16 protein-coding genes are annotated in these 20070 nt (G+C 53.7%); 1 reads left to right on the forward strand and 15 read right to left on the reverse strand.

Features of this window, described 5'->3' with window-relative positions:
• Positions 1 to 54: 54 nt before the first annotated feature.
• A complete protein-coding gene (gene secA / locus O1Q74_RS16710; protein WP_271874721.1) occupies positions 55 to 2757 on the reverse strand; it encodes a preprotein translocase subunit SecA in 2703 nt (900 codons plus the stop codon).
• Positions 2758 to 2869: 112 nt separating this feature from the next.
• The gene (gene secM / locus O1Q74_RS16715; protein ID WP_271874722.1) at positions 2870 to 3385 is read right to left on the reverse strand and encodes a secA translation cis-regulator SecM; all 516 of its coding nucleotides are present in this window, start codon (positions 3383 to 3385) and stop codon (positions 2870 to 2872) included.
• Positions 3386 to 3411: 26 nt separating this feature from the next.
• Here secM and O1Q74_RS16720 point away from each other — a divergent pair, with 26 nt between their 5' ends.
• On the forward strand, positions 3412 to 3939 hold the full coding sequence (locus tag O1Q74_RS16720; protein ID WP_271874723.1) for a DUF721 domain-containing protein: 528 nt from the start codon (positions 3412 to 3414) through the stop codon (positions 3937 to 3939).
• A 12-nt stretch (positions 3940 to 3951) separates the two neighbouring features.
• Here the strand turns inward: O1Q74_RS16720 and lpxC are convergent, their stop codons facing one another.
• The 13 genes from lpxC to O1Q74_RS16785 form a co-directional block, all read right to left on the reverse strand.
• On the reverse strand, positions 3952 to 4869 hold the full coding sequence (lpxC, locus tag O1Q74_RS16725; protein WP_271878968.1) for a UDP-3-O-acyl-N-acetylglucosamine deacetylase: 918 nt from the start codon (positions 4867 to 4869) through the stop codon (positions 3952 to 3954).
• Between the two features lie 104 nt (positions 4870 to 4973).
• On the reverse strand, positions 4974 to 6125 hold the full coding sequence (ftsZ, locus tag O1Q74_RS16730; protein ID WP_005975217.1) for a cell division protein FtsZ: 1152 nt from the start codon (positions 6123 to 6125) through the stop codon (positions 4974 to 4976).
• 68 nt (positions 6126 to 6193) lie between these two features.
• Entirely contained in the window at positions 6194 to 7450 is a 1257-nt protein-coding gene (gene ftsA, locus O1Q74_RS16735; RefSeq protein WP_010298002.1) for a cell division protein FtsA, read from the reverse strand.
• Between the two features lie 56 nt (positions 7451 to 7506).
• Positions 7507 to 8334, reverse strand: coding sequence for a cell division protein FtsQ (ftsQ, locus tag O1Q74_RS16740; RefSeq protein WP_271874724.1), 828 nt, complete (start codon positions 8332 to 8334; stop codon positions 7507 to 7509).
• A gap of 1 nt (position 8335) precedes the next feature.
• Positions 8336 to 9256, reverse strand: a complete 921-nt coding sequence (locus O1Q74_RS16745; protein WP_271874725.1) for a D-alanine--D-alanine ligase — start codon at positions 9254 to 9256, stop codon at positions 8336 to 8338.
• Between the two features lie 8 nt (positions 9257 to 9264).
• Positions 9265 to 10725 (reverse strand): UDP-N-acetylmuramate--L-alanine ligase, encoded by a 1461-nt coding sequence (gene murC / locus O1Q74_RS16750; RefSeq protein WP_334311367.1) that lies wholly within the window; start codon positions 10723 to 10725, stop codon positions 9265 to 9267.
• A gap of 62 nt (positions 10726 to 10787) precedes the next feature.
• The gene (murG, locus tag O1Q74_RS16755; RefSeq protein ID WP_271874726.1) at positions 10788 to 11879 is read right to left on the reverse strand and encodes an undecaprenyldiphospho-muramoylpentapeptide beta-N-acetylglucosaminyltransferase; all 1092 of its coding nucleotides are present in this window, start codon (positions 11877 to 11879) and stop codon (positions 10788 to 10790) included.
• Entirely contained in the window at positions 11876 to 13078 is a 1203-nt protein-coding gene (gene ftsW, locus O1Q74_RS16760) for a cell division protein FtsW (RefSeq protein ID WP_225085783.1), read from the reverse strand. The genes murG and ftsW overlap by 4 nt, the downstream gene beginning before the upstream one ends.
• The gene (gene murD / locus O1Q74_RS16765) at positions 13078 to 14394 is read right to left on the reverse strand and encodes a UDP-N-acetylmuramoyl-L-alanine--D-glutamate ligase (protein WP_271874727.1); all 1317 of its coding nucleotides are present in this window, start codon (positions 14392 to 14394) and stop codon (positions 13078 to 13080) included. Before murD ends, ftsW begins: the two co-directional genes overlap by 1 nt.
• 3 nt (positions 14395 to 14397) lie before the next feature.
• Positions 14398 to 15480, reverse strand: coding sequence for a phospho-N-acetylmuramoyl-pentapeptide-transferase (gene mraY / locus O1Q74_RS16770; RefSeq protein ID WP_225085785.1), 1083 nt, complete (start codon positions 15478 to 15480; stop codon positions 14398 to 14400).
• Complete coding sequence (gene murF, locus O1Q74_RS16775; RefSeq protein WP_271874728.1) at positions 15474 to 16835, reverse strand: UDP-N-acetylmuramoyl-tripeptide--D-alanyl-D-alanine ligase; 1362 nt, start codon at positions 16833 to 16835, stop codon at positions 15474 to 15476. Before murF ends, mraY begins: the two co-directional genes overlap by 7 nt.
• A complete protein-coding gene (gene murE, locus O1Q74_RS16780; protein WP_271874729.1) occupies positions 16832 to 18319 on the reverse strand; it encodes a UDP-N-acetylmuramoyl-L-alanyl-D-glutamate--2,6-diaminopimelate ligase in 1488 nt (495 codons plus the stop codon). The genes murF and murE overlap by 4 nt, the downstream gene beginning before the upstream one ends.
• A complete protein-coding gene (locus O1Q74_RS16785) occupies positions 18306 to 20069 on the reverse strand; it encodes a peptidoglycan glycosyltransferase FtsI (RefSeq protein WP_271874730.1) in 1764 nt (587 codons plus the stop codon). Before O1Q74_RS16785 ends, murE begins: the two co-directional genes overlap by 14 nt.
• Position 20070: the final 1 nt, after the last annotated feature.

The following is a 20070-nucleotide window of genomic DNA, read 5'->3' on the forward strand; positions in this document are numbered from 1 at the left end:
TGACCGCCTTTCCTTTGCACTTATCACATTGTATTCGCTGATTTCAGCGGTCGATTATTTCTGTAAGCGGCCGTGGCACTGCTTATATTTCTTGCCTGAACCACATGGGCAAGGATCGTTACGTCCGATTTTACGATCCGCCTGCGCTGGTGAACCCGTGTTCAGGCTGTCTTCTTCCTGATGGCTCAGTTGCTGCTGCCGTGCCAAACGTTCGGCTTCTTCACGGCGCTGCTGCTCCAGCGCTTCGATCTCTTCCGGCATTCTCACCTGAACTTTGCTCAGCGTGCTGATCACTTCATATTTCAGTGATTCCAGCATCGCGGCAAACATAGAGAACGACTCACGCTTATATTCTTGTTTCGGATCTTTCTGTGCATAGCCACGCAGATGGATGCCCTGACGCAGGTAGTCCATTGCTGCCAGGTGCTCTTTCCACAGCGAATCCAACGTCTGCAACATCACGCCTTTTTCAAAGTTACGCATGACTTCGCTGCCGACCACGTCTTCTTTGCGATGATAAACCTCAAGCGCCTGCTGGAAAATACGTTCACGCAGCGTTTCTTCATGCAGCTCTGGTTCTTTATCCAGCCACGCTTTGACTGGCATATCCAGATCGAAATCGTTCTTCAAGCGCTGTTCCAGGCCTTCCACATCCCACATTTCTTCCAGAGACTGTGGCGGAATGTAGCTGTCGATCGTCGCTTTGAAAACATCTTCACGAATGCTAGTGATGGTTTCGCTGATATCAGACACGTCCAGCAGCTCGTTACGCTGCGTATAGATCGCACGACGCTGGTCGTTCGCCACATCATCGTATTCCAGCAGTTGCTTACGAATATCAAAGTTACGGCTTTCCACTTTACGCTGGGCGTTAGCAATCGCCTTCGTGACCCACGGGTGCTCAATGGCTTCACCTGGCTTCATGCCCAGCTTACGCATCATGTTGGAAACACGATCGGAGGCAAAAATACGCATCAGCGCATCTTCCATCGACAGATAGAAACGTGATGAACCCGCATCCCCCTGACGACCGGAACGACCACGCAGCTGGTTATCGATACGACGAGACTCATGGCGCTCCGTACCGATGATGTGCAAACCACCCGCAGCTAATACAGCATCGTGACGTATTTTCCAGGCCGCTTTGATTTCTGCAACTTGCTCGTCACTCGGGTTCTCCAGAAGTGCCACTTCCGACTGCCAGCTTCCCCCCAAGACGATATCCGTACCACGACCGGCCATGTTGGTCGCGATGGTCACCGCGCCAGCCTGACCCGCCTGAGCAACAATATCAGCTTCCATAGCGTGGAATTTCGCATTCAACACATTATGTTTGATGCCCGCTTTCTCCAGCGCATGAGAAACCACTTCTGATTTTTCGATGGAGATCGTACCGACCAGAATCGGCTGACCTTTTGCTGAACGCTCTTTGATATCTTCAATGATGGCATCGATTTTTTCCTGCTCGGTCATGTAGACCAGATCAGGCAAGTCTTTACGAATCATCGGACGGTTGGTCGGCACCACAATCGTATCCAGCTTGTAAATAGAGCTGAACTCGAACGCTTCGGTATCTGCCGTACCGGTCATACCCGCCAGTTTTTCATACAGGCGGAAGTAGTTCTGGAAGGTAATGGAAGCCAGCGTCTGGTTTTCATTCTGAATCGTTACCTTCTCTTTTGCTTCCACCGCCTGATGCAGGCCGTCGGACCAGCGACGACCCTGCATGGTACGGCCCGTGTGTTCGTCAACGATGATCACTTCACCGTCTTTCACAATGTAATCGACATCGCGAGTAAACAACACGTGCGCACGCAGCGCGGCGGTCACATGGTGCATCAGCATAATGTTGGTCGGGGAGTACAGTGATTCTCCCTCTTCCATAATGCCTTCTTTCACCAGCAGTTCTTCGACCAGAACCAGACCACGCTCGGTGAGGTTAACCTGACGCGCTTTTTCATCAACAGAGAAGTGACCTTCACCGTGGAAGGTATCCGAATCTTCTTTCTCCTGACGGATCAGGTGAGGGATGATTTTATTGACGCTGATATAAAGCTCAGAGCTGTCTTCAGCCGGGCCAGAAATGATCAGCGGCGTACGTGCTTCATCGATCAGGATGGAGTCAACCTCATCCACCAGCGCGTAGTACAATTTACGCTGTACACGTTCTTCTGGGCTGAACGCCATGTTGTCGCGCAGGTAGTCAAAACCGTATTCGTTATTGGTACCGTAGGTAATGTCTGCAGCATACGCTTCACGCTTCGCCGGAGCAGGCATTCCCGGCAGGTTGATACCGACGCTCAGGCCAAGGAACTCAAACAACGGACGGTTATTTTCGGCATCACGCTGTGCCAGATAATCGTTCACAGTAACCACGTGTACGCCACGACCCGTCAGCGCATTCAGGTACGCAGGCAACGTTGCCGTCAGCGTTTTACCTTCACCGGTACGCATCTCCGCGATGCAGCGTTCGTTCAGTACCATACCGCCGAGAAGCTGCACGTCGAAGTGGCGCATACCAAAGACACGCTTACTGGATTCACGCACCACGGCGAAGGCTTCTGGCAGCAGGCTCTCCAGCGTCGCGCCTTTTTCCAGACGAACACGGAACTCCAGCGTTTTCGCTTGCAGTTCCTCATCTGAAAGTTTTTCCATTTCTGGCTCTAAACGACTGATGACATCAACATTTTTACGCATACGACGCAGCGTACGATCGTTACGGCTACCAAAAATTTTGGTTAGGATATTCATGACCATAATAGTTTTAATCTCACAAATGCCACGTATCCAGTGGCAACACAACATCGAAAAACTGAGGAACTCAGCAAAAAACGAGAGAAATTTCTTCAGCTAATTATCCACTACACTTTCAGCTGAGAAGAGAAGGTCCTGCACGGATGCCGCGGATTTGGGCAAGCCAGATACCGATTTGATGGTGTGCCTGAGGATAAAAAGTGACGCGCCCAGCATGGGGGGAGATCACAAAGGGATACTGGGAATCCTGCGTCAGCAACGCATTTAGCGTATCCAGCAAAACCAGAGAATGAGGTTGAAGATCGTCAACCTGCTGGGCGGTGGCCGTCTGTGGCGTCGTCAACGCAAAAGAAAGGTGGCGAATTACCGTACGAATCGCATGCTGATGCCAGTAGTCAACGCTGTAGGACGAGCGCCGATGCGCTTCCTTCAGGGCGACCAGATCGGTAAGGTTCAGCGATACGTTATTCTGGCGACTAACACTGGAGCTTGAATTCGGGAGTGAGGCGATATCCTGTGAGTCGTTCAGGCTTGTCGGCAGGCCAAGACTCGCCGCGACCATCCCTAATAAGAGATGCGGCCAGAAATAACGTCTGCCAAATTGTCGCCAACGATTTAGAATACCAATCACGAGTAACATCCACCGGAGCCAGGCCTATGCGTGATAGCCGCCCACAATCACTGGAATTTCTGTTTGATAGCGCATCCATGTCGGGTAAAGGCCCGCTACAAGATGTGCAACAGCGCGCTATCGCCTTATTAAAACTCAACCGTGCCGTACGCGGGTTACTGCCTGCACCGTTGCACCCATGGTGCCGCGTCGCTAATTACCGGCAAGGTTTACTGATACTGGAAACCGCCAACGCCAGTTGGCTGATGCGGTTACGTTACGAACAACCTGCGCTGCTCTCTGCATTACGCGCACAAATACTACCATCATTGGCTTCAATCGACATCAGGATTAATCCAACGCTTGCCGCAAAAGGGCATGAAATCGTGAAAAATAGTGACATTTCAGCGACGGAAAATGCCGATGACAAACCGTTGCGTCAGTTGAGCGAACAAAGTGCGGAAACATTGAGGACGTTAGCAGGAAACAGCCCGGAAAAACTCGGAAAGATATTAGAACGACTGGCTTCACTGGCCGGAGAGAGTACCAGTAAAACCAGTCGTAATAAGAAGTAACGGCGTTAAGCGTTACGCCAGCACGATAGACGGTGCTTTAAACGCCAGCGGCATTTCAGCTTCGTCTTCAAAGGTCACGTATTCCCACGCTTCCTGATTGACCAACACAGCCTGCAACAGTTTGTTGTTCAGAGCATGGCCGGATTTAAACGCAGAGAATGCTCCGATGATGTTGTGACCACACATAAACAGGTCACCGATAGCATCCAGCATTTTATGACGGACAAACTCATCTTCAAAACGCAGACCGTCTTCGTTCAGTACGCGGTAATCGTCAACGACGATGGCACAATCCATACTGCCGCCCAGGCACAACCCACGAGACTGCAAGTATTCGATATCGCGCATGAAGCCGAAGGTACGCGCACGGCTGATCTGGCGAACAAACGCATCAGCGGAGAAATCTAAACGATAGCGCTGGTTGCCCGCATCAATCGCCGGGTGGTTGAAGTCGATAGTGAAATCCAGGCTGAAGCCGTTAAACGGTTTCATCTCGGCCCACTTGTCGCCATCTTCAACGCGAACGGGCTGTTTGATACGTACGAATTTCTTGGCACAATTCAGCTCTTCGATACCGGCATCTAACAGCAGGTAAACGAACGGGCTGGCGCTGCCATCCATAATTGGAATTTCTGGCGCGTCAACATCAATGACAATATTGTCAATGCCCAACCCTGCAAGCGCAGCGTTAAGATGCTCCACCGTAGAAATACGGACGTCATGCTCATTAACCAGGCAAGTACAGAGCATGGTATCACGCACGGATTTTGCATCAGCCGGAAAATCAACCGGGGGATTCAAGTCTGTGCGGCGATAGATGACCCCGGTATTTGCCGGTGCAGGACGCATGGTCAACGTGACCTTCTTGCCGGTATGTAACCCGACACCAGTCGCCTGAACAATACGTTTTAATGTACGTTGTTTGATCATCATTTTATCTCGCATGTTACTGAACCTACCGACCTAGTATACACCAGGCTCGGTGGCACAGTTTAGCACAAAGAGCGGAGATTCCAACGTTATCTGGCAGCAAATTAGTCTGCCTGCTTACGCAGAAACGCCGGGATATCCAGATAGTCTGGCTCTTTATTTGTCTGCGGATTCTGGTCGTTAACCACTTTGGCAGCCGGTTTTTCTTGCGCCAGTGGCGTCATACCGTGCTGCTGATAGCGATGATCCATCACAGGCTGGCTGGCCTGCTTGTTCGTCACCAGCGTAATCTCAGGACGTTTGTCCATACCGATACCCGTTGCAACGACCGTTACACGCAGTTCATCATTCATTTCTGGGTCAAGCGACGTACCGATTACGACTGTCGCATTGTCAGACGCGAATGCACGGATGGTGTTACCCACCGTCTCGAATTCATCCAGACGCAGGTCAAAGCCCGCCGTGATGTTGACCAGCACGCCACGCGCGCCGGACAGATCGATGTCTTCCAGCAGCGGGCTGGAGATCGCCATTTCAGCGGCTTCTTCTGCCCGGTCTTCACCGCGCGCCACGCCGGAACCCATCATGGCATAACCCATTTCGGACATCACGGTACGCACGTCAGCAAAGTCGACGTTCATCAGACCCGGACGGGTGATCAGCTCGGCGATACCTTGCACCGCGCCTTTCAGCACATCGTTTGCCGCACCAAAGGCATCCAGCAGGGAAATGCCGCGTCCCAGCACTTTCAACAATTTGTCGTTTGGAATGGTGATCAGCGAATCGACGTGCTTAGACAGCTCGGCGATACCCTGCTCCGCAAACGCCATACGCTTTTTGCCTTCAAAGTTGAAAGGTTTGGTCACCACAGCGACAGTCAGAATGCCCAGGTCTTTTGCGACTTCGGCCACAACCGGCGCAGCACCTGTCCCCGTGCCACCGCCCATACCTGCGGCGATAAACACCATGTCCGCACCTTCCAGGGCTGAACGCAGCGCTTCGCGATCTTCTTCAGCCGAGTTACGGCCGACTTCCGGGTTAGCGCCTGCGCCCAGACCTTTTGTGATGCCACTACCGATCTGAATCGTCTGGCCGACAGCCGTTTTACGTAATGCCTGCGCATCCGTGTTAACCGCGAAGAATTCGACGCCTTCGATGCGCTCACGCACCATGTGTTCAACGGCATTACCACCGCCGCCACCGACGCCGATGACTTTAATCACCGCGTCGTTGGTTAATTCCATTGGTTCAAACATAATTTCTCTCCGTTTGTGCCTGTAACTGCGAGATCATAAAACTGTGCCAGGTGATCTCTTTGATAACATTAAAATTCTTTCCTCAACCAGCTGTTGATTCGTTTGAACCAGTTGCTCACTGAGGCTCGTTTTTCGACTTCATGCTCACCGCCCAGATGAGATTCTTTTCCGTAATGCAGCAACCCAACCGCCGTTGAGTAATAAGGCTCTTGGGCATAATCCGTCAGCCCTGTTATATTCATCGGTTGTCCAATACGCACCTGTGTATGGAACACACGCTGCGCACAAGCCGCCAAACCGTCTATTTGCGCGGCACCGCCCGTCAGCACAATTCCTGCTGCCAGATGGTGTTTCACGCCTTGTTGACGCAACTGCTCCTGCAACTGTAAAAGTTCATCGTTCACCAGATTCAACAGTTCGGTGTAACGTGGTTCAATCACTTCCGCCAGCGTCTGTCTTTGCAGACTGCGGGGTGGACGTCCTCCAACGCTCGGGACTTCCACATTCTCATCCTTGCCGACGATCGCGCCTAATGCGCAACCGTGGCGCACCTTGATCGCTTCGGCATCCGTCGGCGGCGTACCAAATGCGTAGGCAATATCGCTGGTAACCACATTGCCCGCATACGGAATCACTTTAGTGTGTCGCAATGCGCCGCCGGTGTAGACTGCGATATCCATTGTACCGCCACCAATATCAACGACACACACGCCCAGCTCACGTTCGTCTTCAGTCAGCACAGCATAACTGGAAGCCAGTCCCGCAAAAATCAGCTGGTCGACCTTTAAGCCGCAGCGTTCAACGGCTTTAACAATATTCTTTGCCATGTCGTTATGGCAGGTTATCAGGTGGACTTTCGCCTGCATGCGCACGCCGGATAAGCCAACCGGGTTTTTAATCCCTTCCTGATAATCGATCGCGTACTCTTGTGGAATCACATGGAGAACACGATGTTCATCACGCACGCGCACGGATTTAGCGGTATGCACCACGCTTTCCACGTCGTCCTGCGTAACCTCTTCTTCTGAAATAGGCACCATCCCTATTTCATTCTGGCAGCTGATATGTTTTCCCGACAGCGCCAGATATACGGAGGAGATCTGGCAGTCTGCCATCAACTCAGCCTGATCAATAGCGCGCTGAACACATTTAACGACTGATTCCAGATCGTTTACGCCGCCTTTATCCATACCGCGTGACGGGCAACTGCCCACGCCAATAATATTGACCATGCCATCGGGCAGAACTTCCCCTACCAGCGCAGCCACTTTTGCTGTACCGATTTCCAGCCCAACTACCAGTTTTCTGTCCGTCGACTTGATCATTGTTGTTTAGCCTGTGCCTGTTTCTGGTTACTGTTTTGTTGCTGATCAATGTCTTGTTACTGACCAACTCGTTGCCGATCAACATTTTGATTTTGTTGATCAAGCAAGGCTGGAGCCCAACCTATCGCGGCCCCGCTGTCGTACCGCAAGTCCACATGGCTGATACGTTTGTTTTCGCTCTGAGCCTGCCGCTGTAACAGCGGATACAGCTCGATAAAGCGTTGCAGACGTTTGGCTCTATCATCTCGCCCCAATTCAAGGCGAGTATCATCGTCTAACCCCAGTTGCCAGGAATGCCGCGCACTCATCACCACTGTCTTTAATGTAAACTTCCCGGCGGCTAAGGTCTGACTCATTGTGCGATAGCCTTCCAACACTTCTGTCTCACTGCCTTCCGGGCCATACAGCAACGGCATCTTGCGATTGCCAATACGTTCGGCAGGTACACTGAACGAATTTCCTTCCGCATCAACCATTAGCTGATCATTCCAACGTGCTACCGGAACATATTCAACCAGATGAATCTTTAATTCATCTGGCCACTGCTTACGCACACTGGCCTGTTTTATCCACGACAAACGTTCAATCTGCTGCTGGATCACATTCACATCCTGTGTCATGAATGTGCCCGGCGACCCCAACGACAAAATGGCCTGACGGATATCGTCGTTGGTGGTGAACTGCCTTTCCCCTGTTACAGCCATGCGGGAAAGCGGTAAACGGCTGGCATCTTTCATCCATCCCACCACCATCCAGCTTCCCCAGACGATAGTCCCTATCACCATCAGCAGGAAAATCATCCCTGCCAGTTGGCCTCCATTACTGCGACGTGTTCCTTTCGTTTCAGGCTCTCGTCCGCGTGTATTCAGGGCTGCCTGGGACATATCAGCCAGCAAGCTCCAAAATTTTCACGACCAGTTGCGAGAACGTCAGGCCACGCTGACGCGCCGCCATAGGAACCAGACTGTGGCTCGTCATCCCCGGAGACGTATTTACCTCAAGCAGATAGAAGCCACCGTCGTTATCCAACATAAAATCGACGCGTCCCCACCCGCGACAGCCCACCGCACGATAGGCCGCCATCGCCAATCCCGCTAACGCCTGTTCTTGCTCATCCGGCAGACCACTCGGGCAAAAATACTGCGTATCATCCGATAAATACTTCGCTTCATAATCGTAAAACGTACCGGCAGGCTGAATACGAATAGAAGGCAACACCTCATCACCCAGGATAGCCACCGTATACTCTGGGCCACTCAGCCATTTCTCGACCAGAACATCGTCATCGTGACGGAAGGCTTCTTCCAGTGCCGCGGGCAGTTCGCTCAGCGTATTCACTTTGCTCATACCGACGCTGGAACCTTCGCGGCTTGGCTTAACGATCAGCGGCAACCCGAGATGGGTAAACTTCGCCAACAGAGTGTTTGCCGCCGTTTCCGAATATTGGCGACGATCCAGCGCCACGTATGGCGATACTGGTAATCCCACCGCTTGCCACACCTGTTTGGTGCGGAGTTTATCCATCGTCAGTGCGGACGCCATGACGCCGCTACCGGTATAAGGCAAGCCCAGGAATTCCAGAACGCCCTGCAATGTACCGTCTTCTCCACCGCGACCATGTAAGGCGATGAATATTTTGGTGAAACCTTCTTCTTTTAACGTCGTCACAGAGACATCACGGGTATCAACCGCATGCGCATTGATGCCCGCTTCTTTCAGACCAGCCAAAACCGCCTGACCGGAAAGTAACGACACTTCACGTTCGGCAGAGGTTCCACCAAGCAATACAGCAACTTTCTCAGTCATGATGTTCCTCATTCACTCATCTGTGGCTGTAATCTGGAATCAGCCAGTTTACGCGCCAGTTTACCGATGTTGCCGGCGCCCTGAACCAAAATCAGGTCTTCACCTCGCAGCGCCTGTGACAACAGTTCCGGTAAAGTATCCACATCCGTCACCAGAATCGGATCAATCTTACCTCTTCCGCGTATCGTACGGCACAGCGAACGGCTGTCCGCACCTGGAATCGGCGACTCTCCAGCGGAATACACATCCAGCATCAGCAATACGTCAACCTGTGATAACACGTGCGCGAAATCATCATACAAATCGCGGGTTCGCGTATAGCGATGCGGCTGAAAAATCATGACCAACCGCTTATTCGGCCACCCAGCACGGGCAGCTTTAATCGTGGCATCAACTTCCGTCGGATGGTGGCCGTAATCATCCACCAACATCGCCGTACCGCTTTGCCCATTCACCAATTCAAGCGGGTACTCACCGAGGAAATCAAAGCGACGTCCGGTGCCCTGAAAACGTTCAAGCGCACGCAGAATCGCCTCATCATCAATGCCCTCATCGGTCGCCACCGCAACCGCCGCCGCTGCGTTGAGCGCATTGTGACGCCCCGGCGCATTCAGCGTGACAGTGAGCAGCGGTTTATCTTTCCGCTCCAGCGTAAAATGCCCTTGCGCACCAGTCTGGTGATACCCTGAAATACGCACATCGGCATCGTCGCTAAAGCCATACGTAGTGATATGGCGACCCACGCGCGGCAGCAGCTCACGGATTACCGCATCATCAATACACATCACCGCTTGCCCGTAAAACGGCAGGTTGTGCAGGAAATTGATGAACGTCTGCTTCAGGTTCTCAAAATCGCCCTGATAGGTGTCCATATGGTCGGCTTCAATGTTGGTCACAATCGCCACCATCGGCTGCAAATGCAGGAAAGACGCATCGCTTTCATCTGCTTCCGCAATCAGGTAACGGCTTGAGCCCAAACGCGCATGCGTTCCTGCCGCCTTCACTAATCCGCCATTCACAAACGTCGGGTCTAATCCCGCTTCCGCGTAAATACTGCTGACCATCGCCGTGGTGGTCGTCTTACCGTGCGTACCCGCAATCGCAATACCGTGACGAAAACGCATCAGTTCCGCCAACATCTCGGCACGACGGATCACCGGAATACGGGCGTCATGCGCGGCGGCAATCTCAGGGTTATCCGCAGTAATCGCACTCGACACCACCACCACGCTGGCGTTCAAAACGTTCTCCGCACGGTGGTGGAAGTAAATCTGTGCGCCAAGTTCGGTCAACTGCTGCGTCACCGCATTCGGTGCCAGATCGGACCCGCTAATCTCATAACCTTCGTTGGCCAACACTTCGGCGATACCACCCATGCCAGCACCGCCGATGCCAACAAAGTGTATGTGCCGGACGCGATGCATCTCGGGCACGATTGAACGCAGTTTCGCCAGTTGTTGAGTATTCACTTTATTCTATCGCTACCTTGGTGCGTGGCCGCACAGCCTTCTGCCCGCCCACGCTGTATTAATTAACCGTGAGCCACATGTGTGGCCCGACTGCCTGCCGCTGCACTGACTTCCGCCGCAACCCGTTCGGTTGCATCTGGAATCGCCACTGCGCGGGCTTTTTGCGCCATTGTCAGCAAGGTTGCACGATCCCAACCGGAAAGCACCTCGCTGACAGCCGCCACGTTAAACTGTGGCTGCTCAATAATTTTTGCTGCGCCAGCTTGTTCCAACGGCAGCGCATTCCAATACTGCTGCCGATCTTTATGCTGGAACGGCACAAACAGCGCCGGTAACCCAGCCGCCGCAATTTCACTGACGGTTAATGCACCGGAACGGCACACCACAACATCCGCCCAGGCGTAGGCTTCCGCCATGTCATCAATAAACTCGGTAATCTTGTGCTGCGTCTGCCCAACATCCTGATAGGCCTGCTGAACGGTTGATAACGCACCTTTACCGACCTGATGCCAAATCGTCACGCGGTCGCCCAGCTGTGCCGCCACACCGGGCAGCGTTTGGTTCAGTACTCTTGCGCCCTGACTACCGCCAACAACCAGCACCCTCACAGGGCCTGAGCGATCGGCTAATCGTGTTTCCGGTGCAGGCAGCGCCAGCACATCAGTTCTGACCGGATTCCCCACCACATCTGCGTTGGGAAATGCGCCAGGAAACGCCTGCAATACTTTTTTGGCAATGTGGGATAACCAGCGGTTGGTCAACCCTGCAATCCCGTTCTGTTCGTGGAGCACGACCGGAATGCCGCACAGCCAGGCGGCCAGACCGCCGGGGCCGGAAACGTAACCGCCCATCCCCAACACCACATCAGGCTGGTAGCGGCGCATAATCGCCCGCGCCTGACGTACTGCCTGAAAAATACGAATCGGTGCGCTTAACTGCGCCCAAATGCCTTTACCACGCAATCCAGAAATGCGGATAAAATCAATTTCGATACCATGCTTAGGCACCAAATCGGCTTCCATTCGATCCGCCGTACCTAACCAGCGAACCTGCCAGCCCTGCGCCATCAGGTGGTGTGCAACCGCGAGTCCGGGGAAAACATGCCCGCCCGTACCGCCAGCCATCACCATCAAACGCTTGCCTTCGCCACTCATCGGGCACCTCTCGTAAACGCCTGCGCTTTCGTCAGACGCGTTTCAAAATCAATGCGTAACAGCAAAACAATCGCCGTCGACATAATCAGCAAACTGGAACCGCCGTAACTGATCAGCGGCAACGTCAGCCCTTTCGTCGGTAGCATTCCCGCCGCCGCGCCTACGTTCACCAGCGTCTGAAAGCTGAACCAGATACCGATTGAACACGCCAGAAAGCCCGAAAAACGCTGATCGATTTCCAGCGCCCGCTTCCCGATAGACATCGCGCGAAAAGCGACGAAGAATATCATTAACAACGCTAAAACCACACCGATATAGCCGAGTTCCTCACCTAAAATAGAGAAAATGAAATCGGTATGCGCCTCCGGCAAATATTCCAGTTTCTGTACTGAATTCCCCAGCCCTTGTCCCCAGAATTCGCCGCGCCCAAATGCCATCAGGGATTGCGTCAACTGGTAACCGCTGCCGAACGGATCGTCCCACGGATTCCAGAAAGACGTCACACGTCGCATACGGTAAGGCTCAGCGACAATCAACAGGCCAACGGCAAACACGCCACAGCCGATAATCGCCAAAAACTGCCACATCTTGGCACCGGCCAGAAACAGCATCGCCAGCGTCGTAATAAAGAGCACAACCACGGTACCGAGATCAGGCTGCGCCAGCAGCAGCACCGCCAACACCACCATCACGCCCATCGGTTTGCAAAAGCCCCAGAAGTTATTTCTCACTTCCTCAACTTTGCGCACCATGTAGCTGGACAGGTAGCAAAACAGCGCCAGCTTGGATAACTCCGCAGGCTGAATACGCAACGGCCCCAGCGAAATCCAGCGGGATGCACCGTTGACCGAGCTTCCCACCGCCAGAACCACCAACAGCATAACCATCGCGAGCAACAACAGCACCGGGCTGTAGCGCTGCCATATCTCCATCGGGATACGCAGCGTGACTAACGACAAACCAAATGCCAACCCGAGATAAATCGCATCACGTTTCGCAAACAGGAACGGGTCGCTGGCAAGACGTTGTCCGACTGGCATGGAAGCCGACGTCACCATCACAAAACCAATCACAGCCAGCCCAAGCGTCAACCACACCAGCGTCCTGTCATAGAGAACCACGCTCAGCGTATCGCTTTCACGCGTTCCCATAACCCAGCTTTTGATGCGTTCGATAAACGCCAGCCCGAAGAACCGCATCAGCCTAACTCCTCCGCCAGACGAGCGAATTCATCGCCTCGCTGTTCAAAACTGCGGAACTGATCCAGACTTGCGCAGGCAGGCGACAGCAACACCATATCGCCTGACTTAACGCGTTCGGCGATGACGCACATCGCCTGTTCCATCGTTTCTGTTTGTTCAGCAACCTCAGGACGTAACGCAGCCAGTTGCTGTCCATCACGACCAAAACAATACAAACGAATGTGTTCACCCTGTAAATACGGCACCAGTGGTGAGAAGTCGGCAGATTTTCCATCACCACCTAGCAGCAGGTGCAGCGTGCCTTCGACGGTCAACCCGCTCAATGCAGCTTCAGTGCTCCCCACATTGGTGGCTTTAGAATCATTGATCCACCGCACGCCGTTGCGCTCAAAGGCCATTTGAAAGCGATGAGGCAGCCCGGTAAATGACGTCAACGCCGTCAGCGCAGACGAGCGAGGAATCTTCACGGCATCAGCCAGCGCCAGCGCTGCCAATGCGTTCGTATAATTGTGCTGGCCAACCAGCTTGATTTCACGGGTATTGAGTACACGTTCACCATCCACCCGCAGCCAGGTTTCTCCCTGCTGGCGGTTAAGATGATAATCGCCGACATCAACCCCAAAACTGCGGCAGCGTGCATCCGCACCGCGAACCGGCATGGTCAGCGCATCATCAGCATTCACAACACACAACTCTGCGTGTTCATAAATACGCAATTTCGCCGCCCGGTACTGCTGTAGACCCAATGGGTAACGGTTGGTGTGATCTTCCGTCACGTTCAGAATGGTTGCCGCCGCCGCGTGCAGGCTGTTCGTCGTTTCGAGTTGGAAACTCGACAGCTCCAACACATAAAGCTGAGCAGGCTGCTCAAGCAGTTGCAGCGCAGGCAGACCAATGTTGCCACCCACGCCCACCTGCCACCCCGCCGCTCGTGCCATTTCACCGACCAGCGTCGTCACCGTGCTTTTACCGTTAGAACCGGTAATCGCCACAATCGGTGCCTGTGCTTCACGGCAGAACAGTTCGATATCGCCAACGATTTCAATGCCTGCGTCGGCAGCATCGCACAGAATCGGTGTCGCCAACGCCACACCGGGGCTGGCGACAATCAAATCCGCGTTCATCAGCCAGTCTTCATTCAGACTACCGAGGTGTCGCTCTACCTGCTCAGGCAGCTTATCCAGACCCGGCGGACTGATACGGGTATCCACCACGCGCGGTACCACACCGCGTGCGAGAAAGAAATCAACACAGGAGATCCCAGTCAGGCCCAACCCGATAATGACGACTTTTTTACCCTGATAGTCCACCATGTCTTATCGTACCTTCAGCGTTGCCAGGCCAATCAGCACCAGCATCAATGAAATAATCCAGAAGCGCACAATCACGCGCGGTTCCGGCCAGCCCTTAAGTTCATAATGATGATGAATCGGCGCCATACGGAAAATCCGCTGCCCGCGCAGCTTAAAGGACCCAACTTGCAGAATCACCGACAGCGTTTCGACCACAAAGACGCCGCCCATAATCACCAACAAAAATTCCTGACGCAGGAGAACCGCGATAGTGCCCAACGCGCCGCCCAGCGCCAGCGACCCGACGTCCCCCATGAAGACCTGTGCCGGATAGGTGTTAAACCACAGGAACCCAAGCCCCGCGCCCACAATCGCAGTACAAACAATCACCAGTTCACTGGCATGGCGGATATACGGGATATGCAGGTAACCAGCAAAATTCATGTTCCCTGTTGCCCATGCAACCAGCGCAAAACCCGCGGCCACAAACACGGTCGGCATGATTGCCAGCCCGTCCAAACCGTCAGTCAGGTTTACCGCGTTGCTGGTACCGACAATCACAAAGTAGGCCAACGCAACATAAAGCAAGCCCAGTTGCGGCATCACATCTTTGAAGAACGGCACAACCAGCTGCGTAGCCGGCGTATCTTTACCGATGGAATACATGCTGAAAGCCACCACGAGCGCAATCACGGACTGCCAGAAATATTTCCAGCGGGCAATCAGCCCCTTGGTATCCTTACGGACCACTTTGCGGTAGTCATCAACAAAACCGACCGCGCCATAGCCTGCTAACACCAGCAATACGCACCAGACATACGGGTTCGACAGATTCGCCCACATCAAAACGGAAACGATAATCGCCACCAGGATCATCACGCCCCCCATCGTTGGGGTGCCGCGCTTACTGAAATGTGATTCAGGCCCTTCGTTACGCACCACCTGACCAATCTGCAAACGCTGCAGCCAGGCGATCATGTGCGGCCCCATCCATAAGGAAATAACCAATGCGGTCAGCAGGCTGACAATGGCGCGGAACGTCAAATAAGAAAAGACGTTAAAGCCGGTATAAAGTTTGGCCAAATGTTCGGCCAGCCATACTAACATTGCGCATTCTCCTGTAATGCATGTACAACCTGCTCCATCGCAGCACTGCGTGAGCCTTTAACCAATACGCTGATGACGTTATGTTCTGACATCAGCACCTTCAAACGTGAAACCAGCGCGGCTTTATCCTGAAAATGCTCACCCTTGCCACTGGCAGTGCCGATCAATTCACTCAATGTTCCCACACTCAATACGCGATCGATGCCCGCAGCACGCGCCGCTTCGCCCACTTGACGATGGCACTCAGGGGCTTCATCCCCTAGCTCGCCCATATCACCCACGACCATCACGCGGTAGCCCGGCATGTCAGCCAATACCTGTGCCGCCGCCGTCATCGAGCCCACATTCGCGTTGTAGCTGTCATCCAGCAGCAACTTGCCCTCAGACAAAGCAATCGGAAACAGCCGTCCCGGCACCGCCTGAAGCTGGGATAAACCAGATTTAACGGCTTCCAGCGTCGCTCCGACGGACATTGCCAGCGCGGCCGCTGCCAGTGCGTTAGAAATGTTATGCCGACCCGGTAAAGGCAGCAGAATCTGCGTTTTGCCAAATGGCGAGTAAAGAGTGAAACGCGTACCTTGCGCCAAAACGTCTACGTCGCTGGCAAAAAAATCGATATCACAAGCGGCCTGCGGCGAGAAACGCCACACGGTTTTATGATTAAACATGACCTGCCAGTGTGGGAAATCGTTGCTGTCCGCATTCACGATAGCGACACCGTCTACTGGCAAACCCGCAAAAATCTCACCTTTCGCCTGCGCCACACCAGCCAGTGAACCAAACCCTTCCAGATGCGCAGCGGCCAGATTATTGACCAGTGCGCTTTCCGGCCGCACTAAATCGGTGGTATAGGCAATCTCACCAATGTGATTCGCCCCGAGTTCAATCACCGCAAACTGGTGTTCCGCCGTCAGGCGCAGCAGCGTTAACGGCACACCGATATCGTTGTTGAAGTTACCAGCGGTATACAGCACTGAGCCGCACTGGCGCAGAATCGCCGCCGTCATCTCTTTAACCGACGTTTTACCGGAGGATCCGGTCAGTGCCACAACGCGTGCCGTTGACTGCTGGCGAACCCAGGCACCCAATTGCCCCAAAGCCAAACGTGTATCGCTCACCAACAGTTGCGGCACATCAATAGGTAAGTGCTTACTGACTAAAAGAGCCGCCGCACCGCCTGTTACCGCATCAGCAGCGTAATCATGCGCGTCGAATTTCTCGCCTTTCAGCGCGACAAACAGGCAGCCAGACACCAGCTTACGCGTATCGGTTGAAACATCTTCAATATCAATGCTTTCACCAATCAGTTGCGCATTCAGCACCGTGGCAAGCTGTTGCAGGGAGACGCGAATCATGCAATCACCCCCAGCAGACGGGCAACGGTGATACGATCGGAATAATCAAGACGCTGATTGCCGACCAGTTGGTAATCTTCGTGCCCTTTGCCCGCAACCAGCACGACGTCATTTTCCTGCGCCTGCATGATCGCGCTGGTGACCGCTTCAGCACGCCCGTGAATCACCTGAACCCGCCCGGCATCCAGCAGCCCGGAGAGAATATCAGCAACAATGGCCTGAGGTTCTTCACTGCGCGGGTTATCATCAGTAACCACAACGCGATCGGCCAGTTGTTCTGCGATGCCGCCCATAAGTGGGCGCTTACCTTTATCACGATCGCCGCCGCAACCAAACACACACCAGAGTTTCCCCTGGCAGTGCAAACGTGCAGCGTCGAGCGCTTTTTCCAGCGCGTCCGGCGTGTGAGCATAATCAACAACGACCGTGGGTTTCCCTTCAGCATGGAAAACTTCCATGCGGCCACACACGGGTTGCAGTTGAGAGCCAGTAATGACCAGCTTGTCGAGCGGATAGCCAAGAGACAACAGCGTTGCCAGCGCCAGCAGCATATTGCTGACGTTAAACGCGCCCATCAGACGACTTTCGATTTCGCCGTTTCCCCAGCTTGAATCAAACGCAATCGTGGCTCCGTTGTCGTGATAATCAATTTGTGTCGCTTTCAGCCAGCGCCCACGGCAGCCGGGGACCAAATTGTTTTCCATCGTTACAGCTACGGCATCCGGCAGCTTCGCCAACCAGCGCAACCCGACTTCATCATCGGCGTTGATAATCATCTGCCCCACGCGATGCTCGGCGAACAGCGCCCATTTGGCCGCTTCATAGCTTTCCATATCGCCGTGGTAATCAAGATGGTCGCGGCTCAGGTTAGTGAACACCGCTACCGCGAATGGCAACGCCGCGACACGATGCTGCACCAGTCCGTGGGAAGAGACTTCCATTGCGGCGAATGTCGCGCCTTGCTCGACCAGCTGGCTCAGCACCTGCTGAACATCGACAGCCGATCCCGTCGTATTCTCTGTTGGAATCGCACGCCCCAGCAGGCCATTGCCTACGGTACCCATCACCGCACTCGTTTCGCCTAATGCCTGGCTCCACTGTGCCAGAAGCTGAGTCGTCGTCGTTTTTCCATTGGTTCCTGTTACGCCAATCAGCTGTAACTTTTCTGCAGGCTGCTGATAAAAACGGCCTGCCAACGCTGACAGTCTCTGGTTCAGATTGCTGAGATACACCATTGGCACACCATGCATTTCGCGAACGGTGCCATCAGCAGCCTCACCTTCTGCTTCGGCAACGATCGCTGCTACACCTTGCGCAATTGCCTGCGGAATATAGCGCCGTCCATCTGTTTTATGCCCGACAATCGCGACAAACAGATCCCCGGCAGCCGCAACGCGGCTGTCTAATGTCATTTCCCGCAGCGCGCGCACCGGAGTGTCTTGCACCCACGGCGCAAGTAAATCGCGCAAATTACGATCTGCCACCTGATCCCTCTTCTCTATTAATTACAAACTCGTTTTTGTCGCCCGACGGCAACGCATCCGGTTCGATATTCATCGTACGCAGAACGCCACCCATGATGGCGCCAAAGATTGGCGCAGAAACTGCACCGCCGTAATACTTCCCTGCCTGCGGATCGTTGATCACGACAACCAGAGCAAAACGTGGGTTACTGGCTGGAGCCACGCCAGCCGTATAGGCAATATATTTGTTGATGTATTTGCCATCCGGGCCGACCTTTTTGGCCGTACCGGTTTTAATCGCGATACGGTAGCCTTTGATGGCCGCTTTGGTACCACCTCCACCGGGCAGCGCAACGCTTTCCATCATGTGCACCACGGAACGCACCAGCGCTTCAGGGAAAACACGCTCGCCGGGAACAGGTGGATCAACTTTTGTAATCGACAGTGGACGATAAATGCCGAAACTGCCGATCGTGGCGTAGACTCGCGCTAACTGTAACGGTGTTACCATCAGCCCGTAGCCGAAAGAAAAGGTGGCCCTCTCTATGTCAGACCACCGTTGTTTTTGAGGGTATAAGCCACTGCTTTCTCCGACCAACCCCAAATTGGTCGCTTTTCCTAATCCAAAGCGCAAGTATGTATCTACCAGCGCAGAGGAAGGCATCGCTAACGCCAGTCTGGAAACACCGACGTTACTCGATTTCTGCAGCACGCCCGTCAGCGTCAATTCACTGTAGCGCCCCACATCTTTGATTTCATGGCCATTGATATAATAAGGCAGCGTGTTGAGCACGCTATTTTCTTTGATGACACCGCGTTGCAGCGCCGTCATCACCACCATCGGTTTCACCGTAGAACCCGGTTCGAAGATATCGGTGATGGCGCGGTTACGCATAATCTCTTTCGGCGTATCCGCCAGATTATTCGGGTTATAAGACGGGCTATTCGCCATCGCCAGCACTTCACCGGTATTCACATCGACCAACACGGCCGTACCTGACTCGGCTTTGTTAAAAGCAACCGCGTTGTTCAGTTCGCGGTACACCAGCGCCTGCAAACGCTCATCAATACTCAGCGCCAGATTATGTGCCGCCTGACTATCAATCGAGGAGATATCTTCAATCACGCGGCCAAACCGGTCTTTACGCACGGTGCGTTCACCGGGTTGACCGGTCAACCAGCGATCAAAGCTTTTCTCTACCCCTTCAATGCCTTGTCCATCGATATTAGTGAAGCCGATGAGGTGGGAGGTCACTTGCCCGGAAGGATAATACCGTCGAGACTCCTGCCGCAGATTAATGCCCGGCAGTTTCAGTTTATGGACGTATTCGCCAATAGCAGGATTCACCTGACGCGCGAGGTAAACGAAGCGTCCTTTCGGGTTAGCGTTGATCTTCGTGGCCAGTTGATCCAGCGGGATATCAAGCGCGTCAGAAAGGGCTTTCCAGCGCGTATCCAGCGTAATCCCTCCACGATCATTCACTTCTTTCGGATCCGCCCAAACCGCATTCACCGGTACGCTGACAGCCAAAGGACGACCTGCGCGATCGCTGATCATCCCACGAGCCGTTGGCACTTCCTGTACGCGCAGGGAACGCATATCCCCTTCACGCACCAGTTTGTCTGGGTTGATCACCTGAAGATAAGCCGCACGCGCCATCAGACCAAACATCGCCAGCAGGATACAGCCGCAAAGCAACGCAAAACGCCAGCTAACAAAGCTGGCTTGATCTTCCTGGCGCTTTAACTTTCCTGTACGGGCTGCTTTCATG

The organism is Pectobacterium sp. A5351 (genome assembly GCF_028335745.1).
Classification (GTDB): Bacteria; Pseudomonadota; Gammaproteobacteria; order Enterobacterales; family Enterobacteriaceae; genus Pectobacterium.

Excerpts from the sequence above, each read along its gene's own strand:
- mraY (WP_225085785.1), bottom strand. The coding sequence starts at position 15,480 with ATGTTAGTATGGCTGGCCGAACATTTGGCCAAACTTTATACCGGCTTT.
- O1Q74_RS16720 (WP_271874723.1), top strand. The coding sequence starts at position 3,412 with ATGCGTGATAGCCGCCCACAATCACTGGAATTTCTGTTTGATAGCGCA.
- O1Q74_RS16745 (WP_271874725.1), bottom strand. The coding sequence starts at position 9,256 with ATGACTGAGAAAGTTGCTGTATTGCTTGGTGGAACCTCTGCCGAACGT.
- murD (WP_271874727.1), bottom strand. The coding sequence starts at position 14,394 with ATGGTGGACTATCAGGGTAAAAAAGTCGTCATTATCGGGTTGGGCCTG.
- lpxC (WP_271878968.1), bottom strand. The coding sequence starts at position 4,869 with ATGATCAAACAACGTACATTAAAACGTATTGTTCAGGCGACTGGTGTC.
- murF (WP_271874728.1), bottom strand. The coding sequence starts at position 16,835 with ATGATTCGCGTCTCCCTGCAACAGCTTGCCACGGTGCTGAATGCGCAA.
- ftsW (WP_225085783.1), bottom strand. The coding sequence starts at position 13,078 with ATGCGGTTCTTCGGGCTGGCGTTTATCGAACGCATCAAAAGCTGGGTT.
- murG (WP_271874726.1), bottom strand. The coding sequence starts at position 11,879 with ATGAGTGGCGAAGGCAAGCGTTTGATGGTGATGGCTGGCGGTACGGGC.
- secA (WP_271874721.1), bottom strand. The coding sequence starts at position 2,757 with ATGGTCATGAATATCCTAACCAAAATTTTTGGTAGCCGTAACGATCGT.
- ftsA (WP_010298002.1), bottom strand. The coding sequence starts at position 7,450 with ATGATCAAGTCGACGGACAGAAAACTGGTAGTTGGGCTGGAAATCGGT.
- ftsQ (WP_271874724.1), bottom strand. The coding sequence starts at position 8,334 with ATGTCCCAGGCAGCCCTGAATACACGCGGACGAGAGCCTGAAACGAAA.
- O1Q74_RS16785 (WP_271874730.1), bottom strand. The coding sequence starts at position 20,069 with ATGAAAGCAGCCCGTACAGGAAAGTTAAAGCGCCAGGAAGATCAAGCC.
- ftsZ (WP_005975217.1), bottom strand. The coding sequence starts at position 6,125 with ATGTTTGAACCAATGGAATTAACCAACGACGCGGTGATTAAAGTCATC.